A 21,104-nucleotide genomic window follows, 5' to 3' on the forward strand; every position below is an offset into this window, starting at 1 on the left:
TTTATACCCAACCGCTTTAAGCGCAAGGGGGGCGCGTATCGCGACGAAATTTACCTTTACGTTCACGTCAATTTCTGGCTAATTACGGGCAAAAGGAAACGTGTCATGATCCCGACCTCCCTCGCCCGCAACCTGCGTTTTCCCGCCATTGCCGCGCCGATGTTTCTGGTGTCAGGCCCGGAGCTGGTCATCTCCACCTGCAAGGCCGGCATGATCGGCACCTTCCCCGCGCTGAACCAACGCACGACCGAAGGCTACGAGGACTGGCTGAATACCATCGAGGCTGCGCTGGGCGACCAGGATGCATCTTTTGGCGTCAACATGATCGTGCATCCGACCAATTCACGCCTGCTGGCTGACATGCAGGTCACCGTAAAGCACAAGGTGCCTCTGGTCATCACCTCGCTGGGCGCGGTCAAGGATGTGGTCGATGCCGTCCACGGCTACGGCGGCGTGGTCTTCCACGACATTATCAATGCCCGCCATGCCCGCAAGGCCATGGAGGCCGGGGTCGACGGCCTGATCCTGGTTTCCGCCGGCGCCGGCGGCCATGCCGGCAACCAGCATCCGTTCGCCTTGCTCAATGAAGTGCGCCAATTCTTCAAGGGCACCATCATCCTGTCCGGGGCGCTTTCGACCGGCCAGGACGTCGCCGCAGCTTTGATGGCCGGTGCTGATCTCGGCTACATGGGCACGCGGTTTATCGCCACCACGGAAGCGCAGGCCGATCCCGGCTACAAGCAGATGCTGATCGACACCACCGCCAAGGACATCACCTATACCGACGCCATTTCCGGCATCAATGCCAACTTCCTGACCCCGTCTCTGGTCGCCAACGGTCTCGATCCGACGGCGGCCAAGGATCCCCATCACAAGATCGATATGGACGAGGAACTGAACCCCGAAGCCAAGGCATGGAAGACCATCTGGTCGGCCGGCCAGGGCGTGGGTTCGATTCACGAGGTGCTGCCGGTGGCGGAACTGGTATCACGGCTGCAACAGGAATTTAACTCCGCCGCTCAGGTGTTTGCGTCCAAGGCGCGCGATTTCAATTAACCGGCAACCTGCCGGCATTAGCTGAAAAGGTCCAAAGCCTGTTCGATATCGGCGATCAGGTCGTCGGCATCTTCCAACCCGACATAGAAGCGGATCGAGGAACCGGCCAGATACGGATCGGGTTCGTCGTTCAGCTTCGGCCGGCCGCGGACCTGGGGTTCGCAATTGACCGCCAGGCTTTCATAGCCGCCCCAACTGAAACCAAGGCCGAACAGTTTGAGCTTGTTCAGAAAGGCCTGAGACTGATGGTCGCCATTGCCCTTGAACAGCACCATGAACAGGCCATTCGCAGCGGTGAAGTCGCGGGCGAAGATATCGTGACCGGGGTGGCTTTCCAGGCCAGGATGGACCACCCGCAGGACTTCCGGGCGGGTTTCCAGCCAGCGGGCGATCTTCAACGCGCTGTCGCCGCTTTGCTTGACCCGCAAGTGGAGTGTCCGCAGACCGCGCGCCGCCAGATAGCTTTCGTCGGCCGAGGTGAAGAAACCCCAGGCCTTGATCGTCTTGTAGAGGGCGGCCGCCAAGGCCGGATCCCGGACGCTGACCGAGCCGATCAGGACGTCGCTATGGCCGCCGACATACTTGGTCAGGGCCTGCATGCTGAGATCGATGCCGTGTTCCAGGGGTTTGAACAGCACGCCGCCGCCATAGGTGTTGTCGCAGAGCGTCAGTATCCCCCTCGCCTTCGCCAGCGCCGCCATACCCGGAATGTCCTGGATGTCGAAGGTCAGCGAACCCGGGCTTTCGACATAGATCATCTTGGTCGCGGGTGTCGCCAGGGCCAGGACGTCGGCGGGAGACAGGCGCGAGTCATAATAGCGCGCCGTCACGCCATAGCGCTTCAATTGGGTTTCAACGAAGCGACGGACCGGGGCGTAACAGGAATTGACCACCAGGATTTCGTCGCCTGCCTGCAGGAAGGCAAAGATCGGCACCGTCAGCGCCGCCAGGCCGCTGGGCAGGATAAAGCTTTCCGTGGCGCCTTCCAGGTCGGCCAGCAGCCGGCGCAAGTCGTCCTGAGTCGCCAAACCGTCTGTGCCATAGGTTGGACGGACGTCGTCGTTGTAGAGCATCTCCGCCGACTCAAACAGCACGGTCGAGCCGCGCTCGACGCCGGTATTGACGGCTCTGCGGCTGTTGGCACGGCCGAGGGTGGCCGAGTTCAGGCGGGTGGTCTCTTTCATCTTGAATCTCCTGCCCGCGTTCAACCGTGAAACGGAACTCGTTGCAAGCGATAAGACCTATCCAAAATCGTCAGGACCGCTGATTGGAGCACATCCCGAAAAGTGTGACCACCGCGCGGGCGTCCCCGTTTTCGGATAAAGATGCGCGTCGAAGTAAAGGCTTAGAGCGCCGATCCGATTCTTAAGGATCGCAACGCGCTCTAAGCGTCCAAGCCGTGCCTTTGCATAAAGGCCAGGGCGGCCGGTCCCCACGGCAGAAGCTGGCCGTCCTTGCCACGCAGCGGGAAGCCGTGGGTATTGCCTTCCCACAGGTGCAACTCCGCCGGCACCTTGGCGGCTTTCAGCGCCTCATACATCAGGATGCCATTCTTCGCCGGGACCGACGGGTCATCGGTAGTTCCGCCTACAAACGAAGGAACAGCGTCCGCCGGGACATGAAGTTCGACCGATGCATGCACCTTGACGGCCTCAACGGCTTCGGCGGGGACGTTTTTCAGGATTTCCTGGCGCGAGCCCTTGTGGGCGTGTTCGCCCATGGAAATCACCGGATACATCAGGGCCGCCACCGCCGGTCTAGCGGACAGACGGTCGGCGGCATCGATGGGGGCATAGGTCTGTTCCGCAAACCGCGTCGCCAGAAGGCCGGCGATATGCCCGCCGGCGGAAAAGCCCATGATGGCCAGGCGATGGGGATCGATGCCGAACTGGCTAGCTTGGGAGCGAATCAGTCGGACGGCGCGCTGGGCGTCCTGCAAGGCGACATCAGGACCGGCCGCCCAGGTATCCCCCGGCAGGCGGTAGGTCACGGTAAAGACGGTGTAGCCGAGGCCCGCCAGCCAGGCATCGACCTCACCGCCGGCCTTGGAGACCGCGACTCGGACATAGCCACCGCCGGGAATCAGCAGGACAGCGCCACCGTTGGGCGTTTCAGGCCGGCGCACGGACATCCGCGGCTTGGTAATATTGTAGAAGGCGGTGTCGTTGGGATCGCCACCGGGCTTGCGCAGGACAGAGCGCTCGGTAGCTGTGACCTTTTCGCCGCCCGGTGCGGCGCCCGGCCAGAGGTCCTGCATGGGCAGGCTGGGCTTCAAAGTCAGCGACGCCTCGGTCGGCATCCCCTCCTGAGCGCTGACCTGGGCATTCGCATTCACCTGCGCCCTTGCGAGCGCGGGCGTTGCGGCCAGAGCGGCGGTCAGTCCGAGAAGGGTACGGCGATCCATGACATGTCCTGCTATCTGCGCAATTTCGCGCAACTTAGCTCAGGCGTGCGCAGAACGCACGCCCGAAATCATGGCCCGGTCTGGCAACTAGCCTTCGAGCAGTTGCTTGCTGGCCTTGAGGCAGTACAGTTTATAGAACTTCACCGTCTCATCGCCGGCATTGTACAGAGCTTCCATGTCCGGCATCAGTTCGTTATTGATATAGTCGTCGCCGCTACGGGTCGACACCTTCTGCGACAGCGACACCCAGGCCCGGCCCAGAGTGGTGTACAGTTCCGCGTCTTCGCTCCCCTTTTCCGCCATATAGGCGGCGCCCATCATGGACGCGGCGCAGACCTGAACCGCCTGGTTGCTGGTGAGTTCTGGCTCTTCATGGCGTTGTACCGACGCCAGATCCATCGCCGAAGCGTAAGACGACATGCCGAGCGACAGAACGACGCCGGCAACCCAAACGAAAACTTGCTTTTTCATCGATAACCCCAATTAGCCCCTGTGGATAACGAGAAGCAAGCTATGACGAAAACAGCGTTACGACCACCCCCGTTCAGGGGGTGGTCGATTACAAATGCTGTAAGGTCAAGGGGTTGCGGTAAATCTATGCCGCCGCTTTGTCGTTCTTGACCTTGCCGAACCGGCCGTAGAAGGTCTCGCCCTTGGCCGCCATGTCGCGCAGCAATTGCGGCGGGGCAAAACGGTCGCCATAGGCCTTGGTCATGCGGTCCAGTTCGGCAACGAAGTTGGCAACGCCGATCGAGTCAATCAGCGACACGATCCCGCCCGACCACGGCGCAAAACCCCAGCCCAGGATCGAGCCGACATCGGCTTCGCGCGGATCGGTGATGACGCCGTCCTCGAAGCAGCGCGCCGCGGTCACGGCTTGGACGTACAGCATGCGCTTCTTCAGTTCTTCGACCAGGGCAGGATCGGCCTCCAGGATGGTCGGCTGGAACTTCTCGCTCAGGCCTGGCCACAGGGTCTTGGTGGCCGTCTTTTCGGCTGGATAGTCGTAGAAGCCCTTGTTACTCTTGCGGCCCAGACGGCCGTCGGCAACCATGGCGGCGACTTCTTTTTCACCGGGGATCGGCACATAGGCGTCGCCCTCGGCCTTGGCGGTTTCCGAGGTGATCTTGACCAGCAGGTCCAGGGCGACATCGTCCATCATTTCCAGCGGCCCGCGCGGCATACCGGTCATGCGGCCGGCATTGTCGATAATGGCCGGGCTGTAGCCCTCGGCCCACAGGTGCAGGCCTTCGGCGGTGAACGGAATGAAGCAGCGGTTGGCAAAGAAGTAGCGCGAGTCGTTCACCACGATCGGCGTCTTCTTGATCTTCAGCACATAGTCGACAGCCTTGGCCAGGGTCTCGTCCGAGGTTTCCTTGCCCATGATGATCTCGACCAGCATCATCTTGTCGACGGGCGAGAAGAAGTGGATGCCGATATAGTTCTTCGGCCGGGCCGATGCTTTCGCCAGGTCGCTGATCGGAATGGTCGAGGTGTTCGAACCGAACACCGCCGTATCCGCCAAATGGGCCTCGGCGGCCTTGGTGACCGTGGCTTTCAGATCGCTGTTTTCAAAGACAGCTTCGACGACCAGGTCGGAACCGGCAATCAGGCTGTAGTCGGGCGCCGCCGTAATCAGATCCAGGGTCGCCTGGCCCTGTTCCTTGGTCAGTTTGCCGCGCGACACCTGCTTCTTGATCAGGTCCTCGCAATGGGCCTTGCCCTTGTCGGCGGAGGCCTGATCGCGGTCGATCAGGACGGTCTTGATGCCCGCCATGGCCTGGACGTAGGCGATACCCGCCCCCATCATGCCGGCACCCAGCACCGCAACCTGGCTGAACTCGGTCTTGGCGTAGCCTTCCGGCCGGCCGGAGCCCTTTCCGATGGCCTGCATCGAGAAGAAGAAGGTCCGCATCATGGCCTTGGCCTGAGGCGTCATCAGCGTCTTGGAGAAGTACCGCGTCTCGATCTTCAGCGCGGTGTCGAACGGCACCTGCAAGCCTTCATAGACGGCGTGCATCAGGTTGATCACGGCCGGATAGTTGCCGTAGGACTGCTTGCGCAGCATGGCATTGCCCATGATGAAGACCTGCGAGCCGGCCGGATGGTAGGGACCGCCGCCGGGGATCTTGAAATCCTTCTTGTCCCACGGTGCGACAGGGTCGCCCTTGGTCTTGATCCAGGTTTTGGCGGCCTCGACTTCCTTGCCGGCCTCGACCATTTCGTGGACGATGCCCATGCCCAGGGCTTCCTGTGGCTTGAACGACTTGCCTTCCGACATGGCCAGCAGGGCTGCCTGAGTTCCGATCAGGCGCGGCAGGCGTTGTGAGCCGCCACCGCCCGGGAAGATGCCGATCTTGATTTCCGGAAGGCCGACCTGGGTCTTGGGGCCATTACCGATCACGCGGTAGTGGCAGGCCATGGACAGTTCCAGCCCGCCGCCCAGCGCCAGGCCGTTGATGGCAACGGCCACCGGCTTGCCGCAGGTTTCCAGCAGGCGGTAGATGCGGTTCATCTCAAACGCCACGTTGAAGGTTGCCTTCAGCGCGTCTTCGCCCTCGCCTTCCACTTCCCATCCGCCGCCAAACAGATCATCCAAGTCCGCACCGGCACAAAAGCCATTGCTCTTACCCGAGGTGATGACCACGCCCTTTATCTCGGCCTCGGTCTTGGCGCGGTTGGCAATGGCTTCCAGGTCGGCCAATGCGCCACGGGTAAAGGTGTTCATCGTCTTGCCGGGAACATCGAAGCTGCAGAGCAGGATGCCGTCGGCGTCGAGGTCAGTTTTGAAGTTTTCCATGGTTCTCATTCCCTCTTAGACGCGTTCGATCACGGTGGCGGTGGCCATGCCGCCGCCGACGCACAGCACGGCCAGGCCGGTCGACTTGCCGGTCCGTTCCAGTTCGTCCACCAGCGTGCCCAGGATCATTGCCCCGGTGGCCCCCAACGGGTGGCCCATGGCGATGGCGCCACCGCAGACATTCATCTTGTCGTGCGGGATATCCAGTGCCTGCATGTACCTCAGAACCACCGCGGCAAAGGCTTCGTTGAGTTCGTAGAGGTCGATGTCCGTGGTCTTCATGCCCAGCTTCTTGAGCAGCTTTTCGGTGACGTAGGACGGGCCGGTCAGCATGATCGACGGTTCGGAACCGATCGAGGCGGTGCCGAGAATCCGGGCGCGCGGCTTGATGCCGGTGAGACGTCCGGCCTCGCGTGAGCCGACCAGAACCGCGGCGGCGCCATCGACGATCGACGACGAATTGCCGGGCGTATGGACGTGATTGACTCGTTCGACCTCGGGGTAGCGCTGCTGGATGACGGCGTCGAAGGCCATTTCCCCAAAGGCGGCGAACGACGGGTTCAGCCCGCCCAGGGTCTGCATATCGGTGTTGGGGCGCACGCTTTCATCATGGTCCAGCGCGGTGATGCCCAATTGGTCCTTGATGGCGAGGACCGAATTCTTGAAGCGGCCCTCCTGCCACGACCGGGCCGAACGCTTGTGCGATTCGACGGCATAGGCGTCAACGTCCGTGCGCGAAAAGCCCCACTTGGAGGCGATCATGTCCGCCGAAACGCCCTGCGGCACGAAATAGTTCGGAAAGGCCGCCGCGACATCGATTGCCCAGGCGCCGCCATCGGAGCCCATGGGAATGCGGCTCATGCACTCGACACCACCGCCGATGGCCATGGTGGCTTCGCCCGACACCACCTTGGCAGCGGCGATATTGACGGCTTCCAGGCCCGAGGCGCAGAAGCGGTTGACCTGGGCGCCGGCGGTCAGTTGCGAATAGCCGGCGGCCAGAACCGCGGCGCGGGCGATGTCACCGCCCTGCTCACCGACCGGTGTGACGCACCCCCAGGTGCAGTCGTCGACCAGGGCCGTGTCCAGGCTGTTGCGGTCGCGCAGGCCCGCCAACACTTGGGCCGACAGGTCCAGTGCGGTGATCTGGTGCAGGCTGCCATCTTTCTTGCCCTTGCCGCGCGGCGAGCGCACATGGTCATAGATATAGGCGGAATTTTCGGGGGTCGGCATCCGGTCTGTCCTCCACGCTCGGCGTGTGTGTTAATTGCCGAATTACATGCGCTTACTTTACGCGCACGTCAAGATAATCGGGAAAATTTTCTCCAACCTGGCGGAAACCATGACCATATTCATCTAAATTATCATACAATATCTTGACCTCCTTCCGCAGCAGTATTAGGCAGACCTTCATGGATACCGCACCCGCCCTCACCGCCTCCACCACCGCTGCCACGCGGATCGCGAAGATCGAAACCTTCGCCGTGCCGCCGCGCTGGCTGTTCGTACGCATTGAAGATTCCGAAGGCGCCGTCGGCTGGGGCGAAGCCTCGCTGGAAGGCCACACCGAAGCCACGCAAGCGACCTTCGCCGAGATCCGCGAACGCTTTGTCGGCCATGATCCCGAACGCATCGAAGACATGTGGCAGGTGTTTTACCGCCTGGGCTTCTACCGCGGCGGACCCGTGCTGATGTCGGCCCTGTCAGGCTTCGACCAGGCCTTGTGGGACCTGAAGGCGCGCCGTCTGGGCGTGCCGGTATGGCAATTGCTGGGTGGCAGGGTCCGTGACCGGGTCCAGGTCTATGCCTGGATCGGCGGCGACCGTCCCTCTGACGTTGTCGACGCCGCCAGGGCCCGCCAAGAGCAGGGCTTCAAGGCCGTCAAGATGAACGCCTCCGAGGACATGGGCTGGCTCGATTCGCCGAAGGTCATCAACGGCGTGCTGGAGCGCGCCACCTCGGTCCAGGCCCTGGGACTGGATGTCGGGCTCGACTTCCACGGCCGGGTTCACAAGCCTATGGCCAAGCAACTGGCCCACGCCCTGGAACCCATCCGGCCACTGTTCATCGAGGAGCCGCTGTTGAGCGAGCACCTCGAAGCCATCGAGCAGCTTTCAAAGCTGACCACGACGCCAATTGCCCTTGGGGAACGTCTCTACAGCCGCTGGGATTTCAAGCCGTTCTTCGAGCGCGCCTGCGTCGACATCATCCAGCCCGATCTGTCGCACGCCGGCGGTATTTCCGAAGTGCGTCGCATCGCCGCCATGGCCGAGGCCTACGACGTCGCCGTGGCGCCGCACTGTCCGCTGGGGCCGCTGGCCCTGGGGGCGTGTATGCAGTTGGGGATTGCGACACCGAACCATGTCATCCAGGAAATGTCGCTGGGCATTCATTACAACACCAATGGCCATGACCTGCTGTTCTATATGAAGAATCCGGAAGTGTTCGATGTCCGCGACGGCTATGTCGAAGCGCTAACTGGGCCGGGTCTGGGCGTCGAGATCGACGAGGACAAGGTGCGCGAAATGGCGAAAGACTGTCCGCCATGGCGCAATCCGGCGTGGCGCGGGCCTGATGGATATGTCAGGGAATGGTAGATCAAGAGGTCCACAGATTACACAGATTTCACAGATCGGCGCTACGCGCCCTTTCTATGATCACCGTCTCAGGTTTCAGCAGAACTCCCAATCTGTGTAATCTGTGGATCCCCTTACAAAACAACGCCACGACAACGAAACAGGGAACGCAATGCCTCAGGATATCATTCGCCGCACGGGACCGGGCGCGCTTTTGGGCGAAGGACCGCTGTGGTCCCGCCGTGACCAGTGCATCTATTGGGTCGATATCCTGTCGCACAAACTCAACGCCTATTATCTCGATGGCCGGCACAAGACCTGGAGTTTCGACTGCCCCGTCTGCTGGGTGATCGAGCGCGAAAAAGGCGGCTTTATCGCTGGCCTTATGACCGGGTTCGCCGAGCTGACCCTGGATCCCTTCACCGTCCGCCATATCCTCAATCCCTACCCGCATGAGCCGGAAAACCGCCTCAACGACGCCAAGGCCGACGACCGCGGTCGCATCTGGGCCGGCTCGATGCACAAGCCGATCACCAAGACGTCGGGCGGCTGGCACCGGCTGAACACTGACAAGACTGTCACCCATGTTGACGGTCCCTACACCATCCCCAACGGTCCGGCCTTTGCTGCCGACCACAGCCACGTCTTCCATACCGACACCGACCTGCGCCAGGTCTTCCGGTTCGACATCGACGCCGACGGCGAACTGAGCGGCAAGCGGCCCTGGCTGACATTTCCAGAAAGCTGGGGATATCCCGACGGTATGACGGTGGATGCCCAGGGCGGACTGTGGATCGCCCACTGGGGGGCTGGGCGCATTACCCGCTTCAACATGGACGCGACCCCCGACTTCCATATCGACCTGCCGGCCCAACAGATCACCTCTATGACCTTCGCCGGGAATGACCTGAACCGCCTGTTCGTCACCTCGGCCGCCATCGACCTGCCCGACGACCGTGAAGCCGGGACATTGTTCGAAATCCCAAGTGACCTTCTGCGCGGCCATACCGGCCTTGAACCGCAGAAGTTCAGGGGCTAAACCCGGCCAGTCATTGAAAAGAGACTCACATCATGTCCGCCGAACCGCCCGCCCTGCTTGCCGCCGACTGGGGCACGACCAATTTCCGCCTGTTCCTGTTCTCGGCCGACGGCGAGATCATCGCCCGCCACACCGCCAATATCGGCCTGAAGAACCTGGGTGTCCTGACCTTCGAACAGGCCCTGACCTCGGTGATGAAGGAAGACTTTGCCCGTCCGGACCTGCCGATCCTTCTGTCGGGCATGGTCGGGTCGCGTCAGGGCTGGCAGGAAGCGCCGTATGTCGCTTGCCCGGCTGGTCTCGACGATGTCGTCAAGGGTCTGGTCGCCGCCCCGGCCGACAAGCTGAAGGTCAAGATCGTCCCGGGCCTGTCCGGAGACGCCGACCATCCCGGCCTGATCAATGTCATGCGCGGCGAAGAAACGCAGATCTTCGGCGGGTCGCACAAGGCTGGAGCCCAAACCGAGAATGCCGTCTACGTTCTGCCGGGCACCCACAGCAAGTGGGCGTCGGTCGAAGGCGGCCGCATCAGCGGTTTCTCGTCCTACATGACCGGTGAAATGTTCTCGGTGCTGAAACGCCACTCCATCCTGGGCGACCTGATGGACAACGATATCGACGATGATGACGCCTTCAAGCTGGGCATCGACCGGGCGATGAATGACAAGTCCTTCCTGTCGCTGATCTTCTCGGTGCGCACCGAAGCCCTGTTCGGCCATATTAAGCCGGAGAGCCTGTCGTCCTACCTGTCGGGCCTGCTGATTGGGTCGGAGATCCGTGCCGAAAGCATCCGTCACGGTATTCGGCCGGTCACCCTGATCGGCGACGGCACCCTGATCGGCGTGTACGAACGCGCGCTGCAACACACCGGCTTCACCGACGTCGTCCGCCGTAACGGCGACGACGCTTCGGCCGCCGGCCTTTGGGCGATCGCCCAGCAAGGACGCCTGATATGACACCGGAACTCGCCGTCCGCTGGCAGGACGCCCTTGACACGCTTCCCCTGGTCGCCATCCTGCGCGGCCTGAAGCCGTCCGAAGCTGTCGCCGTCGGTGAGCGACTGGTTGAAGCCGGATTCAAGGTGCTGGAAGTGCCACTGAACTCGCCCGAGCCGTTCGAGTCGATCCGGCTGCTTGTGGAAGCCCTGGGCGATACGGCGATTGTCGGCGCCGGCACGGTGCTGAAGGTCGAGGATGTCGACGCCCTGGCTGGCGTCGGCGGCCAGATCTGCATCTCTCCCAATGCCAATCCCGACGTCATCCGCCGCGCCAAGTCGTACGGCATGATTTCCTTCCCGGCCTTTTTCACCGCCACCGAAGCCTTTTCGGCCGTCGATGCCGGCGCCGATGCGCTGAAGCTATTCCCGGCCGAACTCGCCGGGCCCAAGGGTTTGAAGGCGTTGAAAGCCGTCCTGCCCAAGGCGATGCCGGTGTTTCCGGTCGGCGGGGTCGAACCGAGCAATATGACGGACTATCTCGAGGTTGGCGCCGCCGGCTTCGGTATCGGGTCATCCGTCTATAAGCCTGGCGACACGCCGGACATTGTCTATGGTAAGGCGAAAGCGTTCACCGACGCCTGGGCGGCTCTGAAGGGCTGAGACCCGCGGCGTCGCCTGACAAGGGAGGCGCAGATGAACGAGCGAACGACATCCTCCGAACCGGTTCTGCTATCCGGTGGAAATCCTCAGATCGCCAAGGGTTACGGCGACGCACCCGTCCAGGCCTATATCGCCGCCATGCCGGGCTGGAAGCGCGCCGTTGGGGAAATGCTTGATACCTTGATCGTCAAGGCCGTTCCTGGCGTGCAAAAGGCCGTCAAATGGAACACGCCCTTCTACAGCGTCGACGACAAGACCTGGTTCCTGGGGTTTCACTGCCTCACCAAATACGTCAAGGTCGCCTTTCCCCGTGGCGCGTCGCTCGAGCCTCTACCGCCCGGCACCTCCAAACAGACGCAGGTGCGGTATCTCGACATCTACGAAGACAAGCCATTCGACGAGGCGCAGTTCACGGCGTGGGTCGAACAGGCCAGCCAGCTACCCGGCGACAAGCTGTGATGAGGGCGGATGTTTCAATGCCCGGTCATGGAAGCGCCACGTTGTCACTAACCTTGTGCAAGCTGTGACTTCGGCCGCCTGAAAAGGACGTTGCAGCGATAGCCGAAATTTGGCTATGCACCGGTCATGCAGATTCTTCCCGTTCAATCCGGTGATATCGCGAGGCTGTCCGCCCTTGCTCGTGACTGTTTCAGCGAAACCTTCGGACATCTCTACCCGCCGAGTGATCTGGAGGCCTTCCTGGTCAAATCCTATTCGGCAGAGGCGTTGCTTGCGGACATCACAGATCCATCACAGTACTGGCGCATGGTTATCGATGACGCCGGGCACACGGCGGCGTACCTGCATTGCGGTCCCGTCACCCTGCCCTTCGACGAAGCCGATGGAAACCGTCACGGCGAACTGAAGCGTATCTATGTCCGCGCGTCACACCAGGGGCTGGGCCTTGGCAAGCGACTACTCGAAACGGCGCTGAACTGGATGTCCCGGACCTACGGCGATGCGCCACAATGGCTGGGGGTGTGGAGCGGCAATGACCGCGCCCAGGCCATCTACGCTGGTTACGGCTTCGAGAAAGTCGGCGAGTACAAGTTCGCGGTCGGCGAAACCCTGGACGACGAGTTCATTCTGCGGCGGTTACCCGGCTAAAGCAGGTCGCGCTGGCGGGGCACAGGCTGGCAAACTCAGCCGAGGCGGCAAGGGCCGGCGGCGCGTCACTGCGGTCGCGGGTTTGCCAGCCGAGGTGGACGAAGAAGTCAGCGGCTGTATGGGTCAGCAGCCACAACTCCCGAATGCCCATTGCGTGAGCTTGATCAGCGGCATAAGCGACCAGCGCCGCGCCATGCCCCTGCCCTTTCGCCTCCGGTAAAACCACCAGTGACCGCAGCAGGGCGGCATCGCCATAGGTTTCAAGCGCGACATAGCCAGCCGTTTGGCCGTTGCAGTCCAATTGCCAGACGACCTGATGCGGCTGGCCGAGATCCGACACCGGAAGGCCTTCGGAGGCCAAGGCAGAGATCAGATCGGCATCGAAGGCCGGGACGGAAACGAAGGACTTATCCGACACGGTACCACACGGCGTCGATCATAAAACAGCCGCCTTTCCTTATTGGTGCTGGCGTGTCGCGCAGGTCGACACAGATCAGATGGGGGGCATTGAATTATGGATAGCGCGTGTAGGGCTCAAAGACAATCGGCGCCCATCACCTCTGCCAGTCGATGCATTCTCCGTCGGCAGCAGACCTCACTCTACCGCTTCGTCAGATCGCACCGCGTCTTCAGCCGGTCGAGAAGCGCATCTATCACAACATCGGCGCGGCGGGTCAGATCGACATAGGGCGAATATTTAGGATGGTTTTCATGCCCCTCGGTGCGCGGGTTCCAATAGGTTACCGTGTCGATCAGGCGCATGATCGTCCTTTCGGTTTCCCGGTAAGCACTGCAGCCCTCGATGGTGTCGCCGACAGCGAAATAGCGGTCACCCGCGGCAACGGCCGCTTCGCCCTCTTCGATATCTTCGGTTATGCTTTTCATCGCCGCGGCTATCTGCTCGCCGAAGCCGTCACGACCGCAGACATCCTGAGAACCCTTGACGGCTATGGCTCGTTCCTGGGCCATCTCGTGCGCAAAGGCCGCGATGGTGATCGGGTCGAACTCAGGATGCAGCGCACCATAGGCCAGGACCTTCGCAATCAATATATCGTACGCCTTGGCGGCCTCGCCATAACGCTGACACGCCACAACATAACCCTGGCTCTGAGCGTAACCGCTGCCATCGCGAAACTTGAAATCGGCTTGCCAGGCGTCGGATGTGAAAGCGGCGCGTTCGCTCGGCAATTTCGCCAGTTTGTTGCCCTTGAAGTCCTTGTCTTCGGATAGCATCGCATTATAGGCCATGCCTCGGGCATTGTTGCCACAAGCCGCCGTGAGACTTCCCTGCAGCCCTGGGCGACGCCCGCGAAGATTGTTCAGCCCGTCCTGAAAGACAGACTTTCCAGGCACGTCGGGCAGCAGCAAATACGCGCTGATGGCGTAGTCAGCCATCATCATGGATCTGTTGGTGCGGCTGTACCAGACGCAGGCCTCCGTCAGCTTGCGTTTGGCGTTTAGCTTGTCTGCCTCCGCCCAGTAGAGCGATTCATCATTGAGCGCCTTGATGGCTATGGCTTGGAGATCGCGGGCGCCCGGCTTTGCCAGAGCCGCTGGCGCAAACAGCGCCAAGGATAACAGGCCAGCCAGGACCAGCACATGCTGAAGAAAATGTCGGGAGCCGGCGGGGTAAGGCATACGACCTCTATCGCGCGTAGTGACCAGTGGGCGACCAGACGGCGGCGGGGCCACCCGACATGCCAACCGGCGGAATGATGACAGTGACCGGCTTACCATTGACCTTCAGTGTGACGTCGGCCGACGACGCCTCCAGGCCTTGCTGGGTGAAGGGCAAGGCACCGAGCGGACGATTGATCTGAACCAGAGGCGTCAGTCCGGCCAGGGTGACTTCAAAAACGTGCTTGCCGACGGTGATTTTGGAACCCACCGTACCTGGCGCCCCGGTTTCATCGACGACAATCTTGGCCTTCAACACCGGTGCCGTTTCGAACGGTGTGCCTTTGAAAACCTTTGGCCCGAAATAGGCGCCGACCTTGGGGTCACCCGAAACAAATCCCATGACGACGGGCGGCTCAGCCGGATTGGGCTGATAGAAGACCATGCCGGATGCCGATGAACCGACCGGTGTCTGAACCATCCGCGCCACGTGCAGAATGACATTGGGTTGGGTCAGGGACGCGTCGGTCACCGCCACCAGATCGACCCCGCCCTGCCATGACATCCAGGCCATAACCGGCGGGACGACTTCGGTGCTGAGGGCCTGCGCTGCACCTGCCAGCGGAGCGATCGTCGCCCCAGCCAGGGTGGAAAGCAAAAGCGTGCGACGGTTGCTGAGTAAGGCTGACATGATGGTTCTCATTGTTTGTTGTGTGAAAATCGCGATAAAGCCGTATCGACAGTCAAAGCACATGCGAACGGCGGAACACCGTTACAAATCTTGTTAGCGCGGCTACCTGGTCATCGTTTCGCAAATGCCGCTGTAGGGAATACCTTTGAAATTGTTGGGCCAGGTCAGGCAGGTCTTCTTGATTTTGGCCTGGACCTCGGACGACTGGGCCATGGCCTTGTTGACCATCGCGGTGGTACGCTCATTGTGCACGGGCTGCTTGCCTGCGGCGCCGATATTGGCGGCGGTCATGTCGCGCAAAGGCGTGAGGACCAGGTCCGGCAAAATGATCAGGGCCGAGTAATAACCTGCCATGGCGCCGTCGGCGTCACCGCGGGCAAAGTCAGCGTCGGCATCTTTTGTGTACTGTATGGATCGCTCCAGTTCAGCGACGATCGGCGCCATTTGGGCCTGGAACCTGGCGTCAAATTTCGCTGCTTCACAGCTGCTACGACGCTTAAGGTAGGCGCCGAAGGCCATGTCATCGACCTTGGCTTTGGCCTCCGCGCGTTTGTCGTCGGGCCAGGTCGGGAAGCTGTCGGAAAACGCCTGGAAGATGACGACGGCCTGCTTGGTTTCGGCTTCAGCCGCTCCGAACAACTCACAGGCCGTCTTGAAGTCGCCCTGCTTTTCGGCGGCGTCCGCATCGCGGAGATATTTGCCGCCCGCCTGGCCATGCGCCTTGACCTGCTCGTACAGGGCCTTGTCCTGGGCCAGAACGGGTTGAGCGGCCAGCAAAAGGGCAACTGTGGCGCAAATGTAGGTCTTCACGGCGTACCTCTTGGTGTTAAGCCGAGACAGGGAAGGATTCGGGAAAGTTTGGGGAAGACCGGGCATCACAGTTGGATTTCATCCAGCAGCTTGTAGCTCAGGGCTTCAGCGGCTTTGACGTCCTCTGCGGACAGTTCCATCAAGTAAGTGTCACGGGCCTCTTCCAGGTCTGAGATCTGATCCGAACCGGGCTCGGCGCCAAAGTCAGGCTGCGCCTTCGCCGATCGAATGGCCAGCATGATCCAGGCGCAGGCTCGCACCAGATCCGGAGCGCCGACAAGGTCACCGGTCTCGTAGTAGATACTCAACACCGTCTGCGCGCCGACAAAACCGGCCTTCGCGGAGCGGAGATAATGGTTGAGTGCCTGAGCATTGTCCTGCGCGATGGGCGCGTTGCCGGCTTCAAAATCCATGGCCCGCATCATCAGGGCTTCGCCGTGATTCTGAGCGACGGCTATGTCAAGATAGGCATTTCGCTTGATCGGGTCGTAGGTGACGATGCTGGAATCCGTCAGGGCTGCGGCGACCTGAAACGCTGCTTCGGCGTCCCCCTTATCGGCGGCCGCGATCAGGGCCTCATAGGCAGCCATGTCCTGGGGGGGCTGCGCTGCCAGCGGTAGCGCTGTTGTCAGCAGTGTCAGGGTCGTCAGGCAAATGACGGAAAAAGCTTGGCGCATAATGGGGGTCCTTGACGGCGAAAACATCACAGCTTGATGTCTTCGAGAAGCGTATAACTTAGAGCGTCAGCCGCCGTGATCTGGTCTGGCGATAGCTGCGCATTGACCGCATCACGGAATTCCTCGAGCGAACTGATGGGTTCGGATCCAGGGGCTTCGCCGTAGCGCGGATCGGCTTTTGCCGTCCGGATCGAGAGGCTGTACCATGCGCTGGACCGGACCAGATCAATGGCCCCAACCAGGTCACCGGTCTCAAAGTTGAAACCCAGACTGTTTTGTGCGCCAACAAAACCCAGCTTTGCTGAGCGTTTAAGACAGGTCAGGGATTTAGCTTCGTCCTTGGCAATCAAATCGCTGCCATACTGATAATCTAGGGCACGGTAATAGAGCGCCTGAGGGTGATCCTTGGCGACGGCGATATCGAGGTATTTTTTGCGTTTGACCAGATCCCTGGGCGCCCCATTGCCAAAGGTGTGGGCCAAGGCCACCTGAAAGGCCGAGTCCGCGTCGCCGGCATCGGCCGCCTGGGCAAGGTAGTGATAGGCCAGTTCAGCCGCCGGTCCCTCTTGAGCTGCCACGGTAAGACTAAGTGCTGATGGCAGTACGATGGCCAGGCTAAGCGCCATAAGGGCTTGCCGTTTGAAAAATGGCAACATGGTGAGGTCCAAAGGAAAAGGAAAAAAATATGGTCTTACGGAATTAGGGAATGCCCGGCGCTAAGATGTTTTTAGTCGCTTGAAATTGGCACAGGCGTTGGCATCGCCAAGGTCGCAGGCCTTGGTATAAAGGTTCAGCGACAGCGTTTTATCCTTGGCGGTTCCCGCCCCTGTTTCGGTCATCCAGGCCAGATTGTTGCAGGCGCCGCCTTCGTTCAAGTCGCACGCCTTGCGATAGGCGACGACAGCTTTTTCATTGTCCACCGAAGTGCCCTGGCCTGTGGCGTAGGCAGCTCCCAAGGCAAAGCAACTGAAGGGATCATTGAGATTGCAGCCCTTGTCATAAAAGACAAATGCATCGTCATAATTTATCGGAACAACCCCGCCCCGCGTCTTCATCAAGGCGAAGTTTCGACACCCAACACCCTCGCCCAGGCGACAGGCATCGCGATAATAGGCAACGGCTTCCCAAGGATTCTTCATGGAAGCGTCCTGCGTATTTCCGTAGTAGCCGACCTCCATGCGATAGGCGTAACCCATACAAGATTTGGCGTCTCCTGCGAGGCAAGCAGCCTTGAGACCTTCCGTTTCCGAGGTATCGGGCGCGGCGCTTGCAACGGGAGAAACGGCGGCGGGTGCGGGCCCCGGTGCGGCCTTAACCTCAGGCGGCCAGTCGAAGCTCAGGCCCATATTGTTGGAATTGGGGAAGGCCTTGACGCGCCGCTGCAGTTCACTGTCCGAAGTCGCAGCATCCCGGTTCCAAACGCAATAGGCCGTCACCAGACTTTGGTCGGGCATCAGGTTCTTGCCCTGCAAGTAGCGCAGGAAGGCCGCGGCGACCGTCGCCTTGTCACCCTCGCCGGCTGACAGGCGCGAGGTCCACAAAACGCGATTTGTGTCAGATCTGTGAGCGTAGCAGCCCATATAGCCGTCAGCGGCCTGAGCCAGGCCCGGCAAGGCAAGAGTCAGGGCGGCAACGACCGATATCAAAATGGCCTTAATGGGGTAACGCATAAGGACTCCTTTTTTTGGCCTGTAGGAAACTCGAGATGAGGTCTCTGTTGTTCAAAGGCGCTGATCAAAACCTGGCCGCGACAGCGGCAATATCGGGTTCTTGCCTATCGCTTTCATTAGCGGCGAAGGGCCCGGTCCACAGGACGCGGTTCGTGTCACTTTGATGCGCCCAGCACCCGAGAAATCCATCGGCCGCCTGAGCCGTCGCAGGAAGGACTGTACCGGCAAGGAACGGATACAGGACAATGCGCAGGTATTTAAAGAGAAGGGTCATGACCATAGGGTTGAAAAAGAACGCTGGAAGTTCGCAGACCGGTAATTATGAGATGTCCGGATATTTGGTTTTTAGCTTTTCAAGGTTTCTGCAGGCGGTCTGGTTGCCGAGCGTGCAGGACTTTGTATAGTTGTCAAAAGCGCGCTTTGGATCCACCGCCACGCCTTTTCCCGTGTGGTAGTAGACGCCCAGACTGCCACATGCGGCGGCAAAGTCTTTGTCGCAGGCGGCCTGCAACAGGGCCAGACCTCGCGTAACGTCCTCGGGTGTCTTTGCGTGGTTTACCAAGGCAACACCCTCCCGGTAACAGCCGAACAGGTTGTTGGCCTTGCAAGCCTTGTCATAAAGCTGCAGGGCCTGACCCATGTCGACCGGGCCACCGCGGCCCTCATCGCGCAATATGCCGAGATAGACGCAGCCAACCGCATCCCCCATGTCGCAGGCCATTTGGTAATAGGCGGCGGCCTGGGTGTCGTCCTTGTCCAGCCCGCGATTGCCCTGCTCGAAGGCGCGGCCATAGGCTGTGCAACTGGCCGCCGTCTTGTAGACTTCGCACTGCACATGCAGTTGCTTGCCCGCCGAGACCTGGGAAAAAGGTTTGTAGATGAAGTTGACACCGATATCCGTGGAATAGTTGAATTGCGCTTTGATCGCATTGATATCGGCGACCGTCTTTTCAGACTTCTTGTTCCAAACACAGCTGGTGCTGACGGCGGACAGGTTCTTCACATATCCCGCTTTGACGATGTAGCCGGCGAACTGCTCCTTCGCGGCGTCAATTTCGTTGTTGTTGGCAACGAACGGCGCCGTCCACATGACTCTGTTCTTGTCGGATTGATGCGCCCAGCAGGCGACGTAGACGGGTTTGCCGACATCGGCCAGGACGGGTGCGGCGAAAAACGGCAGGGCCAGGCAAACCAGCGCCGTCAAAAGTTTCAGGGCAAAGGACATGTTGGCGTTTCCTCGGGGCTGGCTCAAAGCGTTCTGGCCGCGGCGGCGATATCGGGTTCTTGCATGATCGCCACACCTTCGGCATGGCCCTGATCTGCGGCGCGCTTGAACCACCGCGTCGCCTGCACGATGTCCTTTTCGACGCCGTCACCGAAATAATAGATCTTGCCCATCAGGACCTGGGCGTCGCCGTCGCCGGCTTCGGCCGCGCGACCGGCATAGGCTATGGCCTTCGGCATGTCCTTGGGCGTCACGAGGCCGTCATAAAGCACGGCGGCATAGAGCGACATGCCGGCGGAATCGCCGTACTCGGCGGATGCCTTTACCAGCCGCAGCGCCTCGGCTTCATTCTTTTGCTGGCCTGCCATGCCGTTGAGGTAGATCAGAGCAAGGGTTGCCATGGCCTCGGCGTCGTTCAATTCGGCGGCGCGTTTGATCAGGTCCACGCCCTTGGCGTCATCCTGTCCGACGCCGCCGATGCCGGTCAGGTAAAACTTGCCCAGTTGCGTCATGGCCGACGCATCCCCCAGAGCCGCGGCTTGCTCAATCAGTTGTGCACCACGGATCTCGTCGCGAGTGACGCCGTCCCAGCCGAAATAGTACCATTTGCCCAGTTGCTGCATGGCCATGGCATTGTCCTGGGCCACGGCCATCTCAAGATATTTCAAAGCCTTCGGGTTATCTGGCGAAACACCCGTAGCGCCAAAGAAATAGACCGTCGTCCCCAACAGTGCTTGGGCCGTGGCGTCGCCGGCATCGGCCGCCTTAACCGCAAAACCGACCGCCTCGGTCATGTCCTGACGGGCACCGGTCTGGTAGTCGATCATCAATGCAAACAGCGCATACATCGACTGGCCAAACACATCGCCTTGCAGCGCGGCCTGGCGCGTGAAGACCAAGGCCTGGGCGTCGTCAACCGGGCCGCCCTTGCCATAATGCAGCATGTAGCCGTACTGGCCGGCGGAGATGGCGTGGCCCTGGCGGGCGGCCTCGCCAAACCAGTGGCGGGCCCGGGCATCGTCACGGCCGATGCCGACGCCGTTGTAATAGAAAATTCCGACCTTGTACTGTGAATCCCTGTCGCCTTGCTCGGCCTGTTTGATGAGGCGCGCCACCACCTGTTCGTTGGTTTCCGTGACATAATAGGTGGCGACAACCGATTGCGGGCCGGAATTTGTGCTGCCGCCACCGTTGTAAACGGCTGACCCGCCGGAGCTTGAACTTGAGTCACCGGCTCGCGACCCTGACGACGGACCGCTGGCGGAGCTTCTGTCAACGTCGCGCTGCCTGGCCATCGCGGCATCGTTGCTGCGGCGATCGTTGGCAGCTTGGGTGGCGCGCATGTCATTCATCGCCCGCTGGCGATTGGCCTCGTCGTTGTTCTGGTTCCAGTCGGCGTGCGCCACCTGAGGCATGAGCATAGCCGAGCCAAGCAAAAATCCGCGGAAAAACAACTTCGTCATCTATATGTGGTCCAGTGTAAAAACTTTTGCCGATGCGCAATACGAGCCGTGAAACTCAGCATTCCGCAGTGTATGGGAAAGGCATATATTTATTGGGTGATCTTTTATAGACGCAATTTTGTTACAAATACTGTCATTATCCTGCGAAGATTACAGGCCATGGCCGTTCGCCCGAACCAAGACACCCCGTCCGATCGTAGGCCTAACGTGGCAGGGCGTCACCCTCTGAACAGAGGGGGACACCATGATAGAGTTTTTGTTTGGTCGCGCAATTTTTTCGACATCGGGCCGCCCGGACGTTGGCAGCCACTTTACCGTATTGCGTTCTAATACCAACCCTCATAAAGACTGACACATCCTGCCGGATAAGGT

Annotated in this window: 21 protein-coding genes; 7 read left to right on the forward strand and 14 right to left on the reverse strand. The window is 60.7% G+C overall.

What is annotated here, in order from left to right; translation table 11 throughout:
- Window positions 1-105 precede the first annotated feature (105 nt).
- A complete protein-coding gene (locus ABI_RS22990; RefSeq protein ID WP_006275478.1) occupies window positions 106-1,056 on the forward strand; it encodes an NAD(P)H-dependent flavin oxidoreductase in 951 nt (316 codons plus the stop codon).
- A 17-nt stretch (window positions 1,057-1,073) separates the two neighbouring features.
- On the opposite strand, the gene metC is transcribed toward ABI_RS22990, so the two are convergent.
- From metC to ABI_RS23015, 5 genes are all read right to left on the reverse strand, one after another.
- Entirely contained in the window at window positions 1,074-2,240 is a 1,167-nt protein-coding gene (metC, locus tag ABI_RS22995) for a cystathionine beta-lyase (protein WP_006275479.1), read from the reverse strand.
- Between the two features lie 200 nt (window positions 2,241-2,440).
- The gene (locus ABI_RS23000; RefSeq protein ID WP_006275480.1) at window positions 2,441-3,460 is read right to left on the reverse strand and encodes an alpha/beta hydrolase; all 1,020 of its coding nucleotides are present in this window, start codon (window positions 3,458-3,460) and stop codon (window positions 2,441-2,443) included.
- Window positions 3,461-3,547: 87 nt separating this feature from the next.
- Window positions 3,548-3,931 carry a hypothetical protein gene (locus ABI_RS23005; RefSeq protein WP_006275481.1) on the reverse strand — a complete coding sequence of 128 codons (384 nt, stop codon included), beginning with the start codon at window positions 3,929-3,931 and terminating at the stop codon, window positions 3,548-3,550.
- 124 nt (window positions 3,932-4,055) lie between these two features.
- Window positions 4,056-6,260, reverse strand: coding sequence for a 3-hydroxyacyl-CoA dehydrogenase NAD-binding domain-containing protein (locus tag ABI_RS23010; RefSeq protein ID WP_006275482.1), 2,205 nt, complete (start codon window positions 6,258-6,260; stop codon window positions 4,056-4,058).
- A gap of 15 nt (window positions 6,261-6,275) precedes the next feature.
- Entirely contained in the window at window positions 6,276-7,493 is a 1,218-nt protein-coding gene (locus ABI_RS23015) for an acetyl-CoA C-acetyltransferase (RefSeq protein WP_006275483.1), read from the reverse strand.
- A gap of 179 nt (window positions 7,494-7,672) precedes the next feature.
- On the opposite strand from ABI_RS23015, the gene dgoD reads away from it, so the two are divergent.
- From dgoD to ABI_RS23045, 6 genes are all read left to right on the forward strand, one after another.
- Window positions 7,673-8,857: a galactonate dehydratase gene (gene dgoD / locus ABI_RS23020; RefSeq protein ID WP_006275485.1), complete on the forward strand. Its 1,185-nt coding sequence runs from the start codon at window positions 7,673-7,675 to the stop codon at window positions 8,855-8,857.
- 151 nt (window positions 8,858-9,008) lie between these two features.
- The gene (locus ABI_RS23025; protein WP_006275486.1) at window positions 9,009-9,875 is read left to right on the forward strand and encodes an SMP-30/gluconolactonase/LRE family protein; all 867 of its coding nucleotides are present in this window, start codon (window positions 9,009-9,011) and stop codon (window positions 9,873-9,875) included.
- 32 nt (window positions 9,876-9,907) lie between these two features.
- On the forward strand, window positions 9,908-10,831 hold the full coding sequence (locus ABI_RS23030) for a 2-dehydro-3-deoxygalactonokinase (protein WP_006275487.1): 924 nt from the start codon (window positions 9,908-9,910) through the stop codon (window positions 10,829-10,831).
- Window positions 10,828-11,472 carry a 2-dehydro-3-deoxy-6-phosphogalactonate aldolase gene (locus ABI_RS23035; protein ID WP_006275488.1) on the forward strand — a complete coding sequence of 215 codons (645 nt, stop codon included), beginning with the start codon at window positions 10,828-10,830 and terminating at the stop codon, window positions 11,470-11,472. The genes ABI_RS23030 and ABI_RS23035 overlap by 4 nt, the downstream gene beginning before the upstream one ends.
- Before the next feature lie 33 nt (window positions 11,473-11,505).
- The gene (locus ABI_RS23040) at window positions 11,506-11,931 is read left to right on the forward strand and encodes a DUF1801 domain-containing protein (protein ID WP_006275489.1); all 426 of its coding nucleotides are present in this window, start codon (window positions 11,506-11,508) and stop codon (window positions 11,929-11,931) included.
- A 126-nt stretch (window positions 11,932-12,057) separates the two neighbouring features.
- Window positions 12,058-12,579: a GNAT family N-acetyltransferase gene (locus ABI_RS23045; RefSeq protein ID WP_006275490.1), complete on the forward strand. Its 522-nt coding sequence runs from the start codon at window positions 12,058-12,060 to the stop codon at window positions 12,577-12,579.
- Here ABI_RS23045 and arsN2 read toward each other — a convergent pair.
- The 9 genes from arsN2 to ABI_RS23095 all read right to left on the reverse strand — a co-directional run bounded on the left by arsN2 (window position 12,554) and on the right by ABI_RS23095 (window position 20,732).
- Entirely contained in the window at window positions 12,554-12,997 is a 444-nt protein-coding gene (arsN2, locus tag ABI_RS23050) for an arsenic resistance N-acetyltransferase ArsN2 (protein ID WP_006275491.1), read from the reverse strand. The genes ABI_RS23045 and arsN2 overlap by 26 nt on opposite strands.
- 182 nt (window positions 12,998-13,179) lie before the next feature.
- Window positions 13,180-14,217, reverse strand: coding sequence for a hypothetical protein (locus tag ABI_RS23055; RefSeq protein ID WP_157139091.1), 1,038 nt, complete (start codon window positions 14,215-14,217; stop codon window positions 13,180-13,182).
- Window positions 14,218-14,224: 7 nt separating this feature from the next.
- Window positions 14,225-14,887 carry a hypothetical protein gene (locus tag ABI_RS23060; RefSeq protein WP_211211212.1) on the reverse strand — a complete coding sequence of 221 codons (663 nt, stop codon included), beginning with the start codon at window positions 14,885-14,887 and terminating at the stop codon, window positions 14,225-14,227.
- A 102-nt stretch (window positions 14,888-14,989) separates the two neighbouring features.
- Complete coding sequence (locus tag ABI_RS23065) at window positions 14,990-15,697, reverse strand: hypothetical protein (RefSeq protein ID WP_006275494.1); 708 nt, start codon at window positions 15,695-15,697, stop codon at window positions 14,990-14,992.
- Between the two features lie 65 nt (window positions 15,698-15,762).
- Window positions 15,763-16,374, reverse strand: a complete 612-nt coding sequence (locus tag ABI_RS23070) for an SEL1-like repeat protein (protein ID WP_006275495.1) — start codon at window positions 16,372-16,374, stop codon at window positions 15,763-15,765.
- Between the two features lie 26 nt (window positions 16,375-16,400).
- Entirely contained in the window at window positions 16,401-17,030 is a 630-nt protein-coding gene (locus ABI_RS23075) for a tetratricopeptide repeat protein (protein WP_006275496.1), read from the reverse strand.
- Window positions 17,031-17,090: 60 nt separating this feature from the next.
- Window positions 17,091-18,044, reverse strand: coding sequence for a tetratricopeptide repeat protein (locus tag ABI_RS24080; protein WP_006275497.1), 954 nt, complete (start codon window positions 18,042-18,044; stop codon window positions 17,091-17,093).
- A gap of 319 nt (window positions 18,045-18,363) precedes the next feature.
- Entirely contained in the window at window positions 18,364-19,269 is a 906-nt protein-coding gene (locus ABI_RS24085) for a tetratricopeptide repeat protein (RefSeq protein WP_006275499.1), read from the reverse strand.
- 23 nt (window positions 19,270-19,292) lie between these two features.
- Window positions 19,293-20,732: a tetratricopeptide repeat protein gene (locus ABI_RS23095; RefSeq protein WP_040310011.1), complete on the reverse strand. Its 1,440-nt coding sequence runs from the start codon at window positions 20,730-20,732 to the stop codon at window positions 19,293-19,295.
- Between the last annotated feature and the right edge of the window lie 372 nt (window positions 20,733-21,104).

It is taken from the genome of Asticcacaulis biprosthecium C19 (assembly GCF_000204015.1).
Lineage (GTDB): Bacteria > Pseudomonadota > Alphaproteobacteria > Caulobacterales > Caulobacteraceae > Asticcacaulis > Asticcacaulis biprosthecius.